At 55.3% G+C, this 18,420-nt stretch carries 15 protein-coding genes; all 15 read left to right on the forward strand.

Annotation, left to right across the window (positions count from 1 at the left end):
* Nucleotides 1-1,107: 1,107 nt before the first annotated feature.
* Entirely contained in the window at nucleotides 1,108-1,518 is a 411-nt protein-coding gene (locus tag ACN0XZ_RS15015; protein ID WP_417458611.1) for a division/cell wall cluster transcriptional repressor MraZ, read from the forward strand.
* Complete coding sequence (rsmH, locus tag ACN0XZ_RS15020; protein ID WP_417458612.1) at nucleotides 1,518-2,528, forward strand: 16S rRNA (cytosine(1402)-N(4))-methyltransferase RsmH; 1,011 nt, start codon at nucleotides 1,518-1,520, stop codon at nucleotides 2,526-2,528. The genes ACN0XZ_RS15015 and rsmH overlap by 1 nt, the downstream gene beginning before the upstream one ends.
* Nucleotides 2,528-2,917, forward strand: coding sequence for a cell division protein FtsL (ftsL, locus tag ACN0XZ_RS15025; protein WP_417458613.1), 390 nt, complete (start codon nucleotides 2,528-2,530; stop codon nucleotides 2,915-2,917). Before rsmH ends, ftsL begins: the two co-directional genes overlap by 1 nt.
* On the forward strand, nucleotides 2,914-4,596 hold the full coding sequence (locus ACN0XZ_RS15030; protein WP_417458614.1) for a peptidoglycan D,D-transpeptidase FtsI family protein: 1,683 nt from the start codon (nucleotides 2,914-2,916) through the stop codon (nucleotides 4,594-4,596). Before ftsL ends, ACN0XZ_RS15030 begins: the two co-directional genes overlap by 4 nt.
* 18 nt (nucleotides 4,597-4,614) lie before the next feature.
* The gene (locus ACN0XZ_RS15035) at nucleotides 4,615-6,084 is read left to right on the forward strand and encodes a UDP-N-acetylmuramoyl-L-alanyl-D-glutamate--2,6-diaminopimelate ligase (RefSeq protein ID WP_417458615.1); all 1,470 of its coding nucleotides are present in this window, start codon (nucleotides 4,615-4,617) and stop codon (nucleotides 6,082-6,084) included.
* Nucleotides 6,081-7,529, forward strand: a complete 1,449-nt coding sequence (locus ACN0XZ_RS15040) for a UDP-N-acetylmuramoyl-tripeptide--D-alanyl-D-alanine ligase (protein WP_417458616.1) — start codon at nucleotides 6,081-6,083, stop codon at nucleotides 7,527-7,529. Before ACN0XZ_RS15035 ends, ACN0XZ_RS15040 begins: the two co-directional genes overlap by 4 nt.
* Complete coding sequence (gene mraY / locus ACN0XZ_RS15045) at nucleotides 7,519-8,595, forward strand: phospho-N-acetylmuramoyl-pentapeptide-transferase (protein ID WP_417458617.1); 1,077 nt, start codon at nucleotides 7,519-7,521, stop codon at nucleotides 8,593-8,595. Before ACN0XZ_RS15040 ends, mraY begins: the two co-directional genes overlap by 11 nt.
* Nucleotides 8,596-8,601: 6 nt before the next feature.
* On the forward strand, nucleotides 8,602-9,966 hold the full coding sequence (gene murD, locus ACN0XZ_RS15050; RefSeq protein WP_417458618.1) for a UDP-N-acetylmuramoyl-L-alanine--D-glutamate ligase: 1,365 nt from the start codon (nucleotides 8,602-8,604) through the stop codon (nucleotides 9,964-9,966).
* Entirely contained in the window at nucleotides 9,963-11,114 is a 1,152-nt protein-coding gene (ftsW, locus tag ACN0XZ_RS15055; RefSeq protein WP_417458619.1) for a putative lipid II flippase FtsW, read from the forward strand. The genes murD and ftsW overlap by 4 nt, the downstream gene beginning before the upstream one ends.
* Nucleotides 11,111-12,220, forward strand: a complete 1,110-nt coding sequence (gene murG, locus ACN0XZ_RS15060; RefSeq protein ID WP_417458620.1) for an undecaprenyldiphospho-muramoylpentapeptide beta-N-acetylglucosaminyltransferase — start codon at nucleotides 11,111-11,113, stop codon at nucleotides 12,218-12,220. Before ftsW ends, murG begins: the two co-directional genes overlap by 4 nt.
* Entirely contained in the window at nucleotides 12,217-13,632 is a 1,416-nt protein-coding gene (gene murC, locus ACN0XZ_RS15065) for a UDP-N-acetylmuramate--L-alanine ligase (protein WP_417458621.1), read from the forward strand. Before murG ends, murC begins: the two co-directional genes overlap by 4 nt.
* Nucleotides 13,632-14,564, forward strand: a complete 933-nt coding sequence (gene murB / locus ACN0XZ_RS15070) for a UDP-N-acetylmuramate dehydrogenase (RefSeq protein WP_417458791.1) — start codon at nucleotides 13,632-13,634, stop codon at nucleotides 14,562-14,564. Before murC ends, murB begins: the two co-directional genes overlap by 1 nt.
* Nucleotides 14,564-15,343: a cell division protein FtsQ/DivIB gene (locus ACN0XZ_RS15075; RefSeq protein ID WP_417458622.1), complete on the forward strand. Its 780-nt coding sequence runs from the start codon at nucleotides 14,564-14,566 to the stop codon at nucleotides 15,341-15,343. Before murB ends, ACN0XZ_RS15075 begins: the two co-directional genes overlap by 1 nt.
* A gap of 18 nt (nucleotides 15,344-15,361) precedes the next feature.
* The gene (gene ftsA, locus ACN0XZ_RS15080; RefSeq protein ID WP_417458623.1) at nucleotides 15,362-16,627 is read left to right on the forward strand and encodes a cell division protein FtsA; all 1,266 of its coding nucleotides are present in this window, start codon (nucleotides 15,362-15,364) and stop codon (nucleotides 16,625-16,627) included.
* Between the two features lie 68 nt (nucleotides 16,628-16,695).
* The gene (gene ftsZ / locus ACN0XZ_RS15085) at nucleotides 16,696-18,378 is read left to right on the forward strand and encodes a cell division protein FtsZ (RefSeq protein WP_417458624.1); all 1,683 of its coding nucleotides are present in this window, start codon (nucleotides 16,696-16,698) and stop codon (nucleotides 18,376-18,378) included.
* The last annotated feature ends 42 nt before the right edge of the window (nucleotides 18,379-18,420 follow it).

Raw genomic sequence — 18,420 nt, forward strand, 5'->3', positions numbered from 1 at the left:
ACGTCACTACGATGAAACCAAAACACTCACTTATTCACAACATCAATTCTGTGCCATAGGACCTGACGGGGAACAGTCTAAATACGAACCTACCCAATATTCTGTTAATTGATACGGTAGGGAAATACTTAGGTAAGACAAAAGAAAAATATATTTCAGATACCAGTGTCGAGGCCGATGTCGAAGAGAATGTATCCGATCCCGACAAGTATAAAAATATATATGAATACCTTATCGAGCTTGCAGAGTCTTTCGAGGCTAACGGCAAAATATGCCAAATTTTCCTAGTCGACAATGATGTCCCAGAGGAAATAGCCAGAGAGTACGCAGGGTTTGTGGTTGCACACTATAGTTCCAGTGGGCGAAATGGGCTTCCTGTTGGGCTTATTGATGATTGGGACACTTTTAAGGCTGCGCAGGACGAATAGATGGGCCTCTAGCTCTGTGGCCCCAGTAGCCGTAATGTCCGAGCCTAGCTGTTTGTTTCCACCATGCCCCTTTTGGTGAATGCATCGGACAAGCGTGTGTAGCTGATGGAGCCTCTTCGGCGGGGAAAGTAAATTTCTCCAGAGGGTAACATTCTAAAAGAATTGTCCCAATTTGATGCGCCTCAAAATGGCGCAGAACTTTCCTAAAATTTCCCGCGAACGAAATATCCGGAAACTGTGGCAAAAAGTCCGGCGATTTCTGGCGCACCACAATTTGTTTGAAGGTGCCTGACGATACGCTCGTTTTTTTTTGAGGCTGCTCCGCAGTGCCTCTCTCCCATGTTTTCCCAAAAATCATCTGTTTGTGTGCAGGGGGCCCCAATGCATTCGATTTATGAGAACATATGGGAAACATTAACAGATAAGATATTGTTTTATAACCATAAAGACAGGAGTTTCATGCGAATATCGCCTATATAAAAAGTCACCCGTACCCATATGTACCCATTGACCACCCATTAAAAACCATGATATCCCAAATATGTTCAGAAGACGTTCTGAATGCCTGTGCTTTGTTTGGCGGCAAAGACCGGGGGGAGAAAAATCGGGGGCTTGTTGGGCAATGGCATTTTTCCTGTCCACATTCACAAATAAGGTAGACAAGAAAGGGCGGGTCTCTGTGCCGGCTTCTTTTCGTCAGGCCGTTGCCTCCAGCCACTTCCCTGGGATCGTCGTTTACCGCCCGCTGAATTTCCCCTGTATTGAAGGTGCAGATCTCACTTTCCTTGAGCAGTTGTCAGACCGGCTCTACGGCGACTTTGGTCCGTTCAACCCCGATCAGATGTCCGTCGCTACCGCCATTCTTGCCGGTTCCAGCCAACTTGCTTTTGACCCCGAAGGTCGTGTGATGTTGCCGGCAGAAATGCGTGCTGCCGCTGGTGTGGATACGCACGCCACATTTGTGGGGCTTGGTCGCAAGTTCCAGATTTGGGGTGCCGATGCGTATCAGGCACATTTAAAAGATCAGCTTGAGCACGCTGCCGAGGCTGCGCCGAAGCTGCCGCCATTTGGCGGCGGAGGGCAGGCGTGATGAGCAAAGCCAATATTCTGCCGAAAGAGGCTGCGGGTCAGCATATTCCTGTCCTTCTTGATGAGGTGGTGGATGCGATGGCGCCGAGGGACGGCGAAGTTTACGTCGATGGTACCTTCGGTGCAGGCGGTTATACCCGTGCAGTGCTCCAGAGCGCCGATTGCCGCGTTGTGGCGATCGACCGCGACCCTGATGCCATTAAGCGTTCAGAAGCGCTGAAGGATGAGTTTGGCGACAGGTTCCAGATTCTGGATGGTTGTTTTGGTGATATGGCGTCACTTTTGCCTGAGGCCGGATTTGATAACGTTCACGGCGTGATGCTGGATATTGGCGTTTCAAGCTTTCAGCTTGACGAGGCTGAGCGTGGTTTCTCCTTCATGGCTGATGGGCCTCTCGATATGCGCATGGGCCGTGCGGGTGAAAGTGCTGCGGATGTCGTGAATACTTACGGTGAGGAAGAGCTTGCCGACATTATCTATAATTATGGCGAAGAGAGAAAATCCCGCCGTGTAGCTGCTGCGATCGTAAAAGATCGCGCTACGATTCCATTTAAGCGCACCAAACAGCTCGCTGATATGATTGAGCGCGTGTTGGGGCGTCCGCCAATGAAAAAAGGTCAGCGGGCGGTTCATCCGGCAACGCGGACCTTTCAGGCGCTTCGCATCCATGTGAATGACGAGCTTGGGGAGTTGCGTCGTGGCCTTGAGGGCGCAGAGGCGATCCTCTCTGAGCATGGTCGTCTTGTTGTGGTGAGCTTTCATTCTCTTGAAGACCGTATCGTTAAAAATTTCATGGCTGAGCGCAGTGGCCAGCAGGCTGGTGGCAGTCGTCATATGCCTGGGCCGATTGATGCTGGGCCTGCGCCTACTTTCAAGCTGAAGAATAAGGGAGCCGTGAAGCCGGGTGAGGAAGAGGTGGGTCGTAATCCGCGTTCTCGTTCTTCCCGGCTTCGCGTGGCAATTCGCACCGGTGCGCCCGCCTGGGCGCCTGCCAGAGAGGGGAGGCGCTGATGCGGCGGCTGTTTACCATTCTCGCGGCAGTAACAGCGCTTTTCGCGGGTGCTGCAGTGCTGCAGTTGAAGCTTGCAGTGCAGGAGAAGGCCGACGAGGTGAAGGCGCTGGCGAACCAGATTCATGAAGACCGGGAAGCGATCAGGGTGCTGGAGGCAGAATGGGCCTACCTTACCACGCCGCGCGCATTGCAGGAGAAGTCTATCCGGTTCCTCGCGCTGATGCCGCCCGCGGCGGAGCAGATATTGAGTGAGCCTGACCGTATTCCCTTTCGCCCGCGCGGTGTTGAGGCGGAAGAAGACCCGGGCGTGCTGTTGCCAACAGCCGCCAAGGCGAAATCTACAAGTCAACCCAACAAGCCGGATAAAGAGAAAGGACCCACGCTGTGAGAACGGCATCAACATACGCAGGGCTGTCCATGGAAGGGCGGCACAAGAGTGCGCTTGAAGTAGCCCGCAACCGATTAATGGTTGCGGTTTTGCTGTTTTTTGCCGCTTTTGCGGTGATGATGATCCGTACTGTTGAGCTGGGGCTTTCGACGCCAGAGCAAACGCAGGTGGCTGCGCGGCAAATCGTGGTGCCTCCTGTAACGGTCGCGCGCGCAGATATTCTTGACCGTAACGGCGAAGTGCTTGCGACCAACCTGCAAAGTGCATCCCTTTACGCAAACCCACAGGAAATCAAGGATGCCCACGAAGCGGCTTTGAAGCTCGTGTCTGTTTTGCCGGATCTTTCGCTTGCGGAAGTTGAAGAGAAATTAAGCTCTGGTCGCCGGTTCGTTTGGCTGAAGCGAAAGCTATCTCCTCGCGAAAAATGGCAGGTAAATGCGCTCGGCATTCCTGCATTTCGGTTTCAGGCTGAAGAGGAGCGGGTCTACCCTCACGGGCGCCTGGCGGCTCACGCGCTTGGGTTCGTGGACGTGGATGGTAAAGGCCTGGGTGGTGTTGAGCGGTACTTTGATGACCGTCTTTCCGATCGCACCTTAACTGATCAACCTATCAAACTGGCGCTCGATACTCGTGTGCAATACGCGTTGACGGATGAGCTTGAGGCCGCGATGAGCGCGCATCAAGCCCTTGGCGCGGCGGGGTTGGTGATGGACGTTGCAACTGGCGAGGTTGTCGCCATGGTCTCGCTGCCGGATTTTGACCCCAACAGTATTCGGGGTAGCGCGGGGCAGGAGCGGTTCAACCGCGTAACCCAAGGCGTGTATGAACTCGGCTCAACCTTTAAAACCTTCACCTTCGCTGCAGCTCTTGATCAGGGTGTGGCGACACTTGAGGATGGTTACGATGCAACCAAACCGCTTCGTGTCGCGCGCTTCACTATCAGCGATGACCACCCGAAATCACGCTACCTGACATTGCCTGAGATTTTTGCGTATTCAAGCAACATCGGGACAGCGCAGATGGCGCTTGATATCGGGTCGGACAAGCAGCAACTATTCCTCTCTGAGCTCGGTTTGTTGCAGCCAGCGACAATTGAGATCCCTGAGGTCGGCGCGCCACTATTTCCGGACACCTGGCGCAAGGTCTCGACCATGACGATTTCTTATGGTCACGGCATCGCGGTGAGCCCACTGCAGCTCGCGAGCGGCATTTCAGCCATGGTCAATGGTGGCCGACTTAATGCCGCCACACTTGTTGATAATCCTGACGCTTGGAGTAATGGTAAGCAGGTTATCTCAGCGGCGACCAGCCGCAAAATCCGTCAACTATTGCGTCTCGCCGTCACCAAAGGCACCGGGGGGCGCGCCGATGCGATCGGGTATCGCGTTGGGGGTAAAACGGGCACGGCTGAAAAAGCTGTCGCGGGCGGGTATGACACACGCGCGCTGATCTCCTCATTTGTGGGGGTCTATCCAATGGATGACCCGAGGTATGTGGTTTTTGCACTTCTGGATGAGCCACGCGGTACCAAGGAGACCTTCGGTTTCAGGGCTGGTGGTTGGGTAGCAGCACCCGTGGTGAAAAACGTTATCCTGCGGACGGCACCGCTTCTTGGTGTAGCGCCAAAACAGGAAGATGATGGTCTGTACCAGAACGTCGCAATGATGATTGAGAAGTAGGGATTTGAGTTACAGAAAATGACGCTCACACTGGCACAGCTTTTGGGTGGTTCTGACGTCTCCGGGGATATCGTGATCTCCGGCATGACCGTTGACAGCCGGGCCGTGAAGAAGGGTGATCTTTTTGTAGCACTGCCGGGTACCAAGCAGGATGGCCGCGCCTATATCGCGGACGCAGTTCAAGCTGGTGCTTCTGCCGTGTTAACGACCGAAGGATACCGGGATGCGAAAGCTGGGGTCCCATTCATTGGTGACGTAAACCCACGCCGCCGGTATGCGCAGCTTGCGGCACGGTTTTGTGGTGTGCAGCCGGAGGTGCAGGTTGCTGTTACAGGCACGAACGGCAAAACCTCAGTCGCAGATTTTACGCGCCAGATATGGTGGGCGACGGGTGTTCAGGCGGCGAGCATGGGCACACTTGGCGTACGGTCCGAACGGTATACGGAGCCGGGTGGGCTAACGACCCCAGACCCGCTCGCGTTACATAAGGCACTGAATATGCTGGCTATTAATGGCGTGGACCATGTGGCGGTTGAGGCGTCAAGCCACGGTCTTGATCAGTTCCGCCTTGATGGTATGCGCTTGCAGGCGGCGGCATTTACAAACCTTACCCGGGATCATTTGGACTATCATCGTACCGAGCAAGGGTATTTTTATGCCAAGGCGCGCCTGTTTGGTGACCTGCTGGGGCCGCAAGGTAGTGCTGTTATCAACACTGATGACCCATGGGGACGTATTCTTGAGGATATCGCCTGGGCACGCGGCCAATCGTTGCTGACTGTTGGTTGCAACGCGGACGCCATGCTTCGGCTTATATCGCAGGATGTGGCGCCCGATGGCCAGCATTTGAGCGTTGAGTTCTGTGGGTCCCCTTATGATGTCAACTTGCCGCTTGTTGGGACCTTTCAGGCTCACAATGCCCTTGTGGCTGCAGGGTTGGTGATTGCCACAGGTGGTGTGCCCGATGAGGTGTTCGCAGCACTTGAAGGGCTGACTGGCGTGCCGGGGCGGATGGAGCTTGTTGGTTGCGTTGATACCGGCGGTAGTGTGTTTGTGGACTATGCGCACACGCCGGATGGATTGCGTACAGTGCTCAATGCAGCTCGCGCCCACAACCCTGCCAAATTGCATGTGGTTTTTGGGTGTGGCGGAGACCGTGACGCAGGCAAGCGCCCGCTTATGGGGCAGATCGCGCACGACCTGGCTGATTGTGTTTATGTCACTGACGACAACCCGCGAAGTGAAAACGCTGGTGAGATCAGGCGCCAGATAATGGCTGCCTGCCCGAACGCCTTGGAGATTGGGGATCGCCGCGCAGCGATTGAGGCAGCGATGTCGTCGCTTGGCGCAGGTGACATGTTGATTGTGTCCGGCAAAGGGCATGAAGAGGGGCAGATCATTGGTGGTGACGTTGTGCCTTTCTCGGATATTGGGACTGTCCGGGAAATACTGGGTGCTGCGTCAAGCCAAATGGGGGTTGGGGCGTGAATTTTAAAGAACCATTATGGACATCGGCGGAACTTGTAGCGACCTGCGGCGGTGCGGGGGCGCAGCCTTGGTATGCGGATGGCATCCAGATCGATAGCCGGGAAGTGTTGCCGGGTGATCTCTTTGTAGCCCTGCCGGGGGCAAAGCAAAACGGCCATGACTTTGTGGCTGAAGCTTTCTCGAAAGGTGCGGTCGCCGCCATTGTTAGCGAGGAAGTGTCGGGTAAAGATATCCCACCCCTTAAGCTTGTTCACGTGCCAGACACGATGGAGGCGCTCCGTCTCATGGCTGCCCAGGCACGGTTGCGGGCGCCGGTGAAAACAATCGCGGTTACCGGAAGCGCAGGCAAGACCAGTGTCGTGCAGGCTCTTCGGCAGGCGCTTGAACGCTCGGACGCCACCCACGCCAGTATCAAAAGTTTCAACAATCATGTGGGTGTTCCATTGTCGCTCGCCAGAATGCCACGGCAAGCCCGCTTTGGCGTTTTTGAGGTTGGCATGAGTGGCCCGGGCGAGGTCAGAAGCGGCGCGAGGTTGGTGAAGCCGGATGTTGCGGTGGTCACCACAGTTGGCGCAGCGCATGCTGGTAAGTTTAATCGTCTGGGTGAGATAGCCAAAGCGAAAGCTGAGATATTTGAGGGGCTTAAGTCCGGTGGTGTTGCGATCATCGGCGTGGACCATGATTGGGCTGGTGACCTGTTGGACGCGGTGAAAGTTTCAGGTCATGATCGTATAACAGTCTCGGTGACGGGTGAGGCGGATGTGCGGCCGCTTCGGATAACGGAACACGGTAATTGCACTTGTCTGACGGCGGATATTGCAGGCACCACCATCACCTACAAGATTGGCCAACCTGGGCGTGAGTGGGTGCTAAACAGCCTTCTTGTGCTTGCGGCGGTGAAGGCGGTTGATGGTGACCTGGGGCACGCAGCGCTCGCGCTCGCGAAACTGGAAGCAGAGCCCGGGCGCGGACGGCAGTACCTGCTGAACCTGCCCCACGCGACAGCGACCCTGATTGACGACAGCTATAACGCTAACCCGCTTAGCCTCAAGGCAGGGCTTCGTCGTTTGTCTCTCACCCCGGTTAAAGGGTATGGCAGGCGTATCGCTGTGCTCGCGGATATGCGCGAGTTGGGTGCGAACAGTAGTGCTTTCCATATGAAGCTGGCGGATGATTTGAAAAGATTTGGTGTGGACAAGGTAATCGCCTTTGGCCCGCAAATGAATGAAGCGGGTAAGGCCGCAGGTATAAGCACGGAGCGTTGGCACAAAGACGCGGACAGCGCTCTTCGGCTTGCCGAAACACTGCGAAGCGGAGATGTGGTTATGGTTAAAGGCGCTAACAGCGCGGGCCTTGGCGACATTGTGCAGGGCCTGCTCCGGATTAGTGCAGATGACCGGGCTGATGATGCCGAAGATAAGTTGGGAGTAAGCTATGCTTTATAATCTTTTGGCACCACTCGCTGACCAGTATGGCATCTTTAACCTGTTCAAGTATCTCACCTTTCGTACGGGTGGGGCCGTCCTGACGTCCCTCATTATCTGTTTTATCTTTGGCCCCATGATCATTCGGTGGCTGAAGACAAAACAGAAAAAAGGCCAGCCAATTCGCGAAGATGGCCCGCAAAGCCACATCGTAAACAAAGCAGGCACGCCCACCATGGGAGGCTTTATGATCCTCTTGGGGCTCGGTGTTTCCACCTTTTTGTGGGCCGACCTCTCGAACGTTTATATCTGGGCCGTGATGGTGGTTACTCTTGGCTTTGGTGCTATTGGTTTTGTTGATGACTATCTGAAGGTAACAAAACGCACATCGGATGGTGTGTCCGGTAAAATCCGCTTGCTGCTGGAATTCGCTATTGCCGGTTTTGCTGCATGGCTCGTGTCTGACCTGAACGGCACGACGCTCGCATTACCTTTCGCCAAAAATCTGCTCGTGGAACTGGGTTTCCTCTATATTCCCTTTGCGATGCTGGTGGTGGTTTGGGCGGGCAATGCCGTGAACCTGACGGACGGCCTTGATGGGCTGGCAACTGTGCCAGTGATTATTGCAGCTGGTGCGTTCGGTTTTATTGCCTATCTCGTTGGTAGTTCCGTCTACAGCTCCTACCTTGGTGTGACATATGTTGCTGGCTCGGGCGAGCTTGCCGTGCTCGCAGGTGCCATGATCGGTGCGGGCCTTGGGTTCCTCTGGTTCAATGCGCCACCAGCTATGGTGTTTATGGGTGATACCGGTTCTCTCGCGCTTGGCGGCGCGCTGGGCACCATGGCAATTGTCACCAAGCATGAAATCGCGCTTGGGATAATCGGCGGCCTTTTCTGGCTCGAGACCATATCCGTTATCGTGCAGGTGCTGTCGTTCAAGCTGACCGGCAAGCGCGTATTCCGCATGGCACCCCTTCACCACCACTATGAGCAAAAGGGTTGGGCAGAGCCCACCATCGTGATCCGTTTCTGGATCATCGCTGTCATTCTCGCCCTTGTTGGCCTTGCGACATTGAAGTTGAGGTAAAAGGCATTGATCACAGCTTCCGCATACAAGGGTAAAAAGGTCGGCGTTTTTGGGCTCGCACGCACAGGTGTTGCGGCAGTGCGGGCTCTTGAGGCGTCTGGCGCTGAGGTTCTCGCATGGGATGATGCACCCGAGCGGCAGGCGGCTGTGGGCCCCAGCGCTCATAACCTTTATGACGCTGATATGAAGACTCTTGATGCCGTTATGTTGGCCCCTGGGGTACCGCTGAATTTCCCCACCCCCCATGCTCTTGTTGTGCAGTGCCGTGAGGCGGGAACGGCCCTCATTAGTGATTTCGATTTTTTTGAAGCTGCGCGTGCGGACATGGCGCGCCATAAGATCGTGGCGATTACTGGCACGAATGGTAAATCCACAACCACGGCCCTGATTGGGCATGTGGTGAGCGAGTGCGGCAAGCCCGCAGCGGTTGGTGGGAATATCGGACGTGGTATTCTCTCACTAGACCCTCTGCCAGAAGGTGGTGTGTATGTGTTTGAAATGTCGTCCTTTCAATTGGACCTGACGACTGGTTTTAAAGCCGATGTCGGTATTCTCTTAAACATCACGCCAGACCATCTGGATCGTCATGGCAGCCTTGAGGGTTATGTTGCGGCAAAGCAGCGCCTGTTTGAACAACAGGACGCAAGCGGTGTGGCGGTAATTAGTGTTGATGACGCGCATGGTGCCTCAATGGCCGCTACATACGCGGGCCGGGTGGTTCCCATCTCAGTTGAGAAACCCGTTGCGGGCGGCGTTTACGTTTTGGATGGCTTGTTGACCGATGATATGCGCGGCGACGCGCTTGTTGTGGCAGACTTGCGGAAATGTGCGCCGATGCTGCTTGGCAGCCATAACTGGCAAAATGCGGCGGCAGCGTATGCGGCGGGGCGCAGCCTTGGCCTTGAAGCCGAGACAATCATTTCAGCCTTTACTTCATTCCCCGGCCTCGCGCATCGGCAAGAGACGGTCGCCACAATAGATGGTGTCCGCTACATCAACGACAGCAAGGCGACCAATGTAGACGCAGCGTCGCGCGCACTGAAGGCTTTCGAGAATATTCACTGGGTCGCGGGTGGTCGGCCAAAAGAGAAGAACTTCACCGCGCTCGCGCCTCTCATGACAAATGTAAAACAGGCTTATTTGATTGGTGAAGCAGCGGACGCAATCGCGCACGATGTTGGCGCGGACGTGACGGTAACTGATTGTCGCGATATGGAACATGCCCTCGAGTGCGCGCGTGCAAACGCAAGCGCTGGCGATGTGATCCTGCTGTCGCCCGCGTGCACGGCTTTCGACCAGTTTCGTGATTTTGAGAACCGCGGCGATGTATTTCGGGCTCTCGTTCTCGCGTTAGAAGGGGAACGCTCATGATTGCCTTCTCACGCACAGACAATTCCGTCCTTTCTCGTTGGTGGTGGACAGTAGACCGCTGGATGCTCGCACTCATCCTTGTTCTGATCACTGTTGGTATCTGGTTGACATTGACGGCAAGCCCTGCGGTTGCAGAGAGGCTGGGCCTTGATGCGCTCCATTTTGTAAAACGGCAGGCATTCTTCCTCTGTGCAGCACTTGTCACAGTGCTGGGGATATCCATGATGTCCACCACACTTGTGCGGCGGATGGCCATCCTTGGTTTCCCTGCCATGCTCTTTCTGATGTTGCTTACGCTCCTGATTGGGCCGGAGATCAAAGGGGCAACACGTTGGCTGCAGATTGGCAGTTTTACCCTCCAGCCCAGTGAGTTCATGAAACCTTTCTTCATTGTGACCACTGCATGGGTACTTTCATCTCATTTCACCGATGAAAAGGTGCCAGCAAAGCGGGTTGCTTTTGGCCTTTATCTTCTGGTGGTGATGCTTCTGGTTCTACAGCCGGACTTTGGCCAGACCATCCTGGTAAGCAGTGTGTGGATGGCGCAGATGGCTCTCGCGGGCCTACCGCTTATGTGGCTTACGCTTGCTGGTGTGGTTGGGCTGCTTGGTCTCGGCCTTGGGTACGCGTTGTTGCCGCACGTAGCCAGCCGGATCGACCGTTTTATCTCGCCGGAGAGTGGCGATACCTACCAAACAGATAAAGCCATGCAGGCGTTTGAATCTGGTGGCATGCTCGGCAAAGGGCCGGGTGAGGGGGCCGTGAAGCTACATCTGCCAGATGCACATACTGATTATATCTTTGCTGTTGTTGGGGAAGAGTTCGGCGCCATAGCTTGTGTGATGCTGCTTATTCTTTTCACGGGGCTTGTGGTACGCGGTCTTGCGCACCTTCTGGAAGAAGAAAACCCGTTTCGCCTACTGGCTGCGGCGGGGCTGATTATGCAGTTTGGCCTGCAGACCCTCATCAACGTGGGTGTCAATCTCGCCATTCTGCCCTCAAAAGGCATGACTTTGCCGTTCATCTCCTATGGGGGGTCGTCCATGCTGGCCTTGGCTATTGGCACTGGCATGGTGCTTGCGTTGACAAGACGGAACCGTTTTATCAGGCCGGGTACTGACCCGCTCGGGTGGAGGGCAGCTGAGTGACAGAAGCACCCTATATCGTTTTGGCTGCGGGCGGCACCGGGGGGCATATGATGCCCGCCGAGGCTGTTGCTGATGTGCTGACGAACCAGGGATGTGAAGTTTTCCTGATTACGGATACGCGCGGTGACGCAATCAGGAATGCAATGGCGGATGCCAACCGGCTGGTACTCAAAACCAGCAGCCATGCTTCGGGCGGTACCTTGAGCAAGATTCGCGCTGCATGCAGCATCATAAAAAGCACCATTCAGGTTCGCCGTCACTTTGGCGAGCGCCGCCCGGCTGTGGTGGTTGGGTTTGGCGGATATCCTTCCATGCCCGCGGTGATCGCAGCACGGCTCAAGCGCATTCCGTATGTTCTGCATGAGCAGAACGCTGTGCTCGGTCGGGTTAATCGTTTCATGGCCGAGGATGCGCGTGTGGTGGCGCTGTCGCTCGAAAATAGCCAACGTGTACCCAAGGGCGCTTACACAGAGGTCACTGGCAATCCGGTGCGTCACCTGATCTCCAAGCTTTCAAATATTGCTTACGCGGTGCCGTTTGGTTTTGGGGAGATACGCCTTCTGGTGATTGGTGGCAGCCAAGGAGCACGCATTCTTTCTGACGTTGTGCCGCCCGCTGTTGCTGCTTTGCCTGAAGAGATGAAATCAAGGCTTGAGATCACCCATCAGGCCCGTGAAGAAGATGTTGAGCGCGTGGTTGCTGCATATACGGAGGCGGGGGTCAAGCACCGGGTTCAGGCTTACTTCGATGACGTTGGCTCGCTTCTTTTGCGCACCCAGTTGGTGATAAGTCGCTCTGGTGCTTCCACGATCGCAGAACTTAGCGCTATGGGGCGGCCCGCCATTCTGGTGCCGCTTGCCATCGCTGCCGATGACCACCAAAGCGTCAATGCTTCGGTTATTGAAGATGCCGGTGGCGGTTGGGTAATGACGGAACGTGACTTCACACCCGAAGCGCTAACGGAAAAACTAAACTTTTTGCTCGCGGACCCTTCGGCGCTTAGGGATGCGTCAGATGGCATGCGTGAAATTGCTTGTCTGGACGCTTCTGAGCGGCTCGCTGGTATTGTTATGAGTATTGTAGAAAAGGAAAGAACGGCCCCATGAAAGGTATACCGTTTGACATAGGTACGGTTCATTTTGTTGGTATTGGCGGCATTGGCATGTCTGGCATTGCTGAGGTTATGCATAACCTTGGCTACAGCGTGCAGGGGTCCGATATCAGTGAGAATGCGAATGTCAAACGCCTTCAGGATATGGGGATTGAGGTCAAGATCGGCCAACGGGCCGAGAACCTGGGCGACAGTCAGGTCATCGTCGTGTCTTCCGCTATCCGCAAAGATAACCCTGAGGTTATGGCTGCGCGGGAGAAGGTTATTCCGGTGGTGCGGCGCGCAGAGATGCTGGCCGAGCTGATGCGCCTTAAGTGGTGTGTGTCTGTTGCGGGAACGCACGGCAAAACAACCACCACATCAATGGTGGCTGCGGTCCTTGAAGCTGCGCATATCGACCCAACCGTTATCAATGGCGGTATTATCAACAGCTACGGTACCAACGCACGCCTTGGTGAGGGCGACTGGATGGTGGTTGAGGCAGACGAAAGCGATGGTACCTTCGTCAAGCTTCCCGCGACCATTGCCGTTGTGACCAATATGGATGCCGAACATCTGGATTTCTACGGCACGTTTGAGGCAGAGAAAGAGGCCTTCAAGGCCTTCCTTGACCGTATTCCGTTTTATGGCGCTGCGATCCTGTGCATCGACCACCCGGAAGTACAGGGGCTTATCACCCATGTACAGGGTCGCAAATTTATCACCTATGGCATGTCGGCGCAGGCCGATGTGCGTGCGGTGAACATGCGTTCAAAACACGGAACAGTCACCTTTGACGTTGTTGTGCGTGCTCGTGTTGCGGGTGAAGACCGGACAATTGAGGCTGTCAGTTTACCTATGCCGGGTATGCATAACGTGCAAAACGCGCTTGCGGCCATCGCGGTCGGCCTTGAAATGAATGTGGATGACGCGACGCTCAAGGCCGCATTTGCTGGTTTCGGTGGCGTTAAGCGCCGTTTTACCAAAACGGGTGAAGTGGGCGGTGTAACCATCATTGACGACTATGGTCATCATCCGGTTGAGATTGCAGCGGTGCTGAAAGCAGCGCGGGAGAGTTTTGATCGGCGGGTGATCGCTGTGGTGCAGCCGCACCGCTATACACGGCTTAAGAGCCTTTTTGAGGAATTTTGCACCTGCTTTAACGATGCGGATACCGTGATCGTAGCGCCAGTCTACGAGGCCGGTGAAAGCCCGATTGAGGGCGCAGACCGGGATAGCCTTGTGGCTGGTCTGAAGGCGCACGGACACAGGCAGGTTGATGTAATCTATGGCGAGACGGACCTCGCAGAGGCCGTTCACCGGCATGCCGAGGCAGGCGATGTTGTCGTTTGTCTCGGCGCCGGCTCAATAAGCAAGTGGGCGAACGATTTGCCTGCGAAGCTTGAGACGTTGGAGAGTGAACAATGATGATGGTCGCGACCAAACATTACGCTTTTATCGACCGGTTGCCGCACGTAAGGGGCCGCCTTGTGGAAGACGCGCCGCTGGCGCGGCTCAGTTGGTTCAAGACAGGTGGTCCGGCTGATGTTCTATTCGAGCCAGCTGATGAAGCTGATCTCGTGAACTTTCTTCGCCATGTGCCGGGTGATATTCCGCTTACCATCATTGGTGTTGGGTCGAACCTCCTCGTGCGGGATGGCGGTGTTGAAGGTGTTGTCATTCGCCTTGGTCGCGCTTTCTCGGAAATCGAGATCAGGGCGGATGTGGTCAAGGCTGGTGCTGCCGCGATGGATGTTCACGTTGCACGCGCGGCTCAGAAGGCGGGCCTTGGTGGGCTCGAGTTTATGGTTGGCGTGCCAGGTACTGTTGGCGGCGCCCTCCGCATGAACGCAGGGGCTTATGGGCGCGAGATCAAGGATGTGCTGCTGCACGCACATGCTGTAGATCGCTACGGTCATGTTCACGAGTTGCGGACTGCTGATTTTGGCTATGGCTACCGTTCCAGCACTGCGGCGAAAGACCTTATTTTCCTGCGAGCCTCGTTTCAAACCAAGACGTCCAGCGCTGAGGACATTAAGGCCCGCATGGATGAAATTTCAGCTGAACGCCAGGAAAGTCAGCCGATTGGTACACGTACCGGTGGCAGCACCTTCAAAAACCCGGATGGCAAAAAGGCGTGGCAGCTTATCGACGAGGCCGGATGCCGCGGCATGAAGATCGGCGATGCACAGATCTCGGAAAAACATTGCAATTTCCTCATCAACCATGGGGCGGCAACCGCGAGTGAGATTGAAACCCTTGGTGAAGCTGTGCGGGAAAAGGTCAGAGAAAAAACCGGTGTTGAGCTTGAGTGGGAGATTGCCATTCTTGGTCGTGAGAGCCATGAGGGGAACGCTTGATGCTACAAACCCTTCGCCAACATAGAGGACTGCTTCTCGGTCTTGGCCTTGTGACAGCGGCGAGCATCTATGGCGCCGTGCTTGCGCCAAAAATCGAAGCTTGGGTGGTGGAGCGCACGCGAGACGCGGGTTTTGTGCTGAATGATCTGGAGCTTGACGGTGTGATCCGCGCAAGCAGAGCCGATGTGCTTGCTGCGCTGGATGTAGACAACGGTGTGCCGCTCTTGTCGATTGATCTCGAGCGCATCCGCGCGCAACTCGAAATGTTGCCATGGGTTAAAAAAGCGGAAGTGAGCCGAATTCTACCGGGCAAGCTTAAGATCAATATCACCGAACGCGAACCTTTTGCGCTGTGGCAGCAGGACGGTGTCGTGCGATTGATTGATGAGACAGGTCACGTGATCACGAAGCGTGGGCTCGCTGATTTTGCTCATCTGGTTATGGTTGTTGGCCAAGGGGCCGACCAAAGGGCCAACGATCTGCACGCGATGATCGATCAGTCGCCGACCCTTTCCGCGCGTATCAAAACAGCAGTTTTTGTGGGCGAAAGGCGCTGGGACCTCATTTTCGACAATGGTGTGCGGGTCAAACTACCCGAGGCGGCCCCCGCGCAATATGACGCACAAACCGCATGGCAAAAATTTGCCACTTTGCAGGGTGAGTATCGCTTGCTTGAGAGAGAGGTGAGTGTCATTGATATGCGCCTGCCAGACCGTATGATTCTCAGGGTTTCGCCGGAGGGTCGCCGCATTATGGACGGCACCGGCTGGGCAACATGATGTATTGAGTAGCAGAACATGAAAACGATCAATGGCACACCTGAAGGACTTATCGCAGCGCTGGACGTTGGTTCAGCCAAGGTGGCTTGCCTGATCGCAGAGTTTGACGGTGCTGGGCATATTCATGTGCGAGGGGTTGGGAACCGTGCAAACGAAGGCGGTATCTCGTCAGGCGCCATCGTTGACATGGAAGCCACTGAAAAAGCTATTCGCGCATCGGTCGACCAAGCTGAGAAGATGGCTGGGGCAACGGTGTCAGACGTTTATCTCACTTTCTCTGGCGGTGAGCCGAAAAGCCGGGTGGTTGAGGTAAATGTTGATATTGCCGGGCACGCTGTAAGTCAGGCGGATCTGGATAAAGCCGTGACGCTTGCGAAAGAACAGGTGGACTTCAGTGAAGATGGTCTTCTGCACGCGTTTCCTGCGGCCTACGCAGTCGATGGCAATTTTGGTGTTAAAGCTCCGATTGGCATGTACGGCAAGAAATTGAGTGTTGCCCTGCATGTCGTGACAGTTTCCGCGGGGCCGTTACAGAACCTCCAAGCCTGTGTGCGCCGCGCCCATCTGAATGTGGCGGGCGTGGTTGTTACCCCCTTTGCTTCCGGGCTTTCGACCCTCGTTGAAGACGAAGCGAAAATGGGTGCCGCGTGTATCGATATTGGCGCAGGCACAACTTCTATAGCCGTTTTTGCGCAAGGGGCGCTTGTGCATGCGGAAGTGCTGCCATTCGGCGGGGGCCAGATCACGGAACAGGTGGCACGTAATCTGTTGACGCCGTTCGAGCATGCAGAACGCTTGAAAACCTTCAACGGTGCTGCTGTTGTGGACGCGGCGGACGAGCGGCTTGAAATTGAAGTGCCGCAAGTGGGTGAGGATAGGGATGACGCGGTTATTCGTATGCCGCGCAGTGCACTTACTGGCGTTATTCAGAAAGAACTGGAGCTGCTGTTCGGCACAATCTCGGACCGGTTTGAGGCTTGTGGGTTTGCAGGCATCGCGGGCCGCCGGGTGGTGCTCACCGGTGGGGTTGCACAAGCCGAAGGCGTGCGCGACCTCGCAAGTAAAATTATGGGGCGTCAGGTACGCATCGGACGACCAGAGTTAGTACATGGTTTGCCACAGGCAGCGCAGGCGCCAACCTTTGCTGCTGCGGTTGGCCTTCTTATCTATGCCGCGAAACGGCCAGTAGAAGATACAGTGAATATCAAAGGAAACAAAAAACGCACCCCACCCCCGGCAAGCGCAATGAGCCGCCTGTCGCGTTGGGTCAGGGATAACTTTTAACGGGCGGACCTGTGGGCTGGTTTTAGCCCGTAGTGCAGAATACAAGGATCAAACGGAGGTACTGGGCAATGTCTATTGATTTTGGAAATACGGAACTGACCGAACTGACACCGAAGATTGCGGTCATTGGTGTCGGTGGTGCAGGTTGCAACGCGGTCAACAACATGATCGAGGCGCAGCTGCAGGGCGTCGATTTCATCGTTGCAAACACAGATGCGCAGGCGCTTGCCAATGCGTCGGCTGACAACCGCATCCAACTTGGTGTGCAGATCACTCAAGGTCTGGGCGCTGGCGCACAGCCGAAGATCGGTGAAGCTGCAGCGGAAGAAGCTGTAGATATCATCGACAGTATGCTTGGTGGATGCCATATGGCTTTCATCACAGCAGGTATGGGTGGCGGAACCGGCACAGGGGCAGCGCCGGTTATCGCTCGTCGCGCGCGCGAAAAAGGTATCCTGACTGTTGGTGTTGTAACAAAACCATTCCAGTTTGAGGGTGGTCGCCGCATGAAGATTGCGGACGCGGGTATCCAGGAACTCGCGCAGCACGTTGATACGCTGATCATCATTCCAAACCAGAACTTGTTCCGTGTAGCGAATGAGCGCACTACCTTTGCTGATGCCTTTAATATGGCAGATGAAGTGCTGCACTCAGGTGTCCGTGGTATTACGGACTTGATGGTTATGCCGGGCCTCATCAACCTCGATTTCGCCGATGTTCGCACAGTGATGTCCGAGATGGGCAAGGCGATGATGGGCACAGGTGAAGCTGAGGGTGAGACACGCGCGCGCGATGCAGCAGCGGCAGCTATCTCTAACCCGCTTCTTGAAGAAGCTTCTCTGAAGGGTGCAAAAGGCGTGATCATCAACGTCACGGGCGGCATGGACATGACGCTTTACGAAGTTGATGAAGCGGTGAACATGGTGCGCGATCAGGTAGACCCTGACGCGTTGATTGTTTTTGGTTCTGCGTTTAATCAGGAGCTTGAAGGCCGTCTCCGGGTTTCCGTTGTTGCAACGGGCATTGAGGGTGGTTCAGGCAACATGCAGATGCCTATGCCGCGCCGCGAACGCATTGAGACACCGTCCGTAGCTGAGAGCAAACCAACCGCTCCTGATGCTAGTGTGGAACAGCCAAAGGCAGAAGAGCTAGAGGGGGTTGACGATGAACCCGCAGCGGAAGAGCTGAAAGAAGATACGGCTGAAGACCTGATGACAGCACTGTCTTCGCTTCAGCAGGCGATTGAGGAGCCTGAAGCCGGCAATGATGAGGCAACGTCGGAGGCCGAGACCCGTGACAATCACGAGGAAGAAAAGCCCGAAGCGAATGCGGAGCCTGTAGAGGATGACCTTGAGGCTCGCGCGGTTGCTGCACAGGGTGATGATACGTTCATCGCTGACGCGCCGATGACACCTAAAGCCAGTCAGGCTTCACTGGGTGAGGCGAATGCGTTTCAGGAAGCAGCATATGCAAGTGGCTCACCTACCAAAACGCAGCAAACGCGAGTGGAGGAAGACAGTCATGCGACCGATGACGCTCAACCGCAGAAGCGCAGCCTGTTTCAACTTATGACAGCAGGGCTGAGAAGCGGTGAAGCGGAAGCGCCGGTTACACGTCAAATGCCGTCAAACGATGCTGGCAAGGTTGAACCAAAGCTTGGGGGTGTTAATCCGGAAGAGCGGCCCGCTACTACGGCACCAGCCAAAGATCAGCTTGAAATTCCAAGTTTTCTGAAGCGCCAGCAAAATTAGGCGTAAGCGTATAGACTATCAAAGCCGGGCTTCGACCCGGCT

The organism is Kordiimonas sp. (assembly GCF_048264555.1).
GTDB lineage: Bacteria > Pseudomonadota > Alphaproteobacteria > Sphingomonadales > Kordiimonadaceae > Kordiimonas.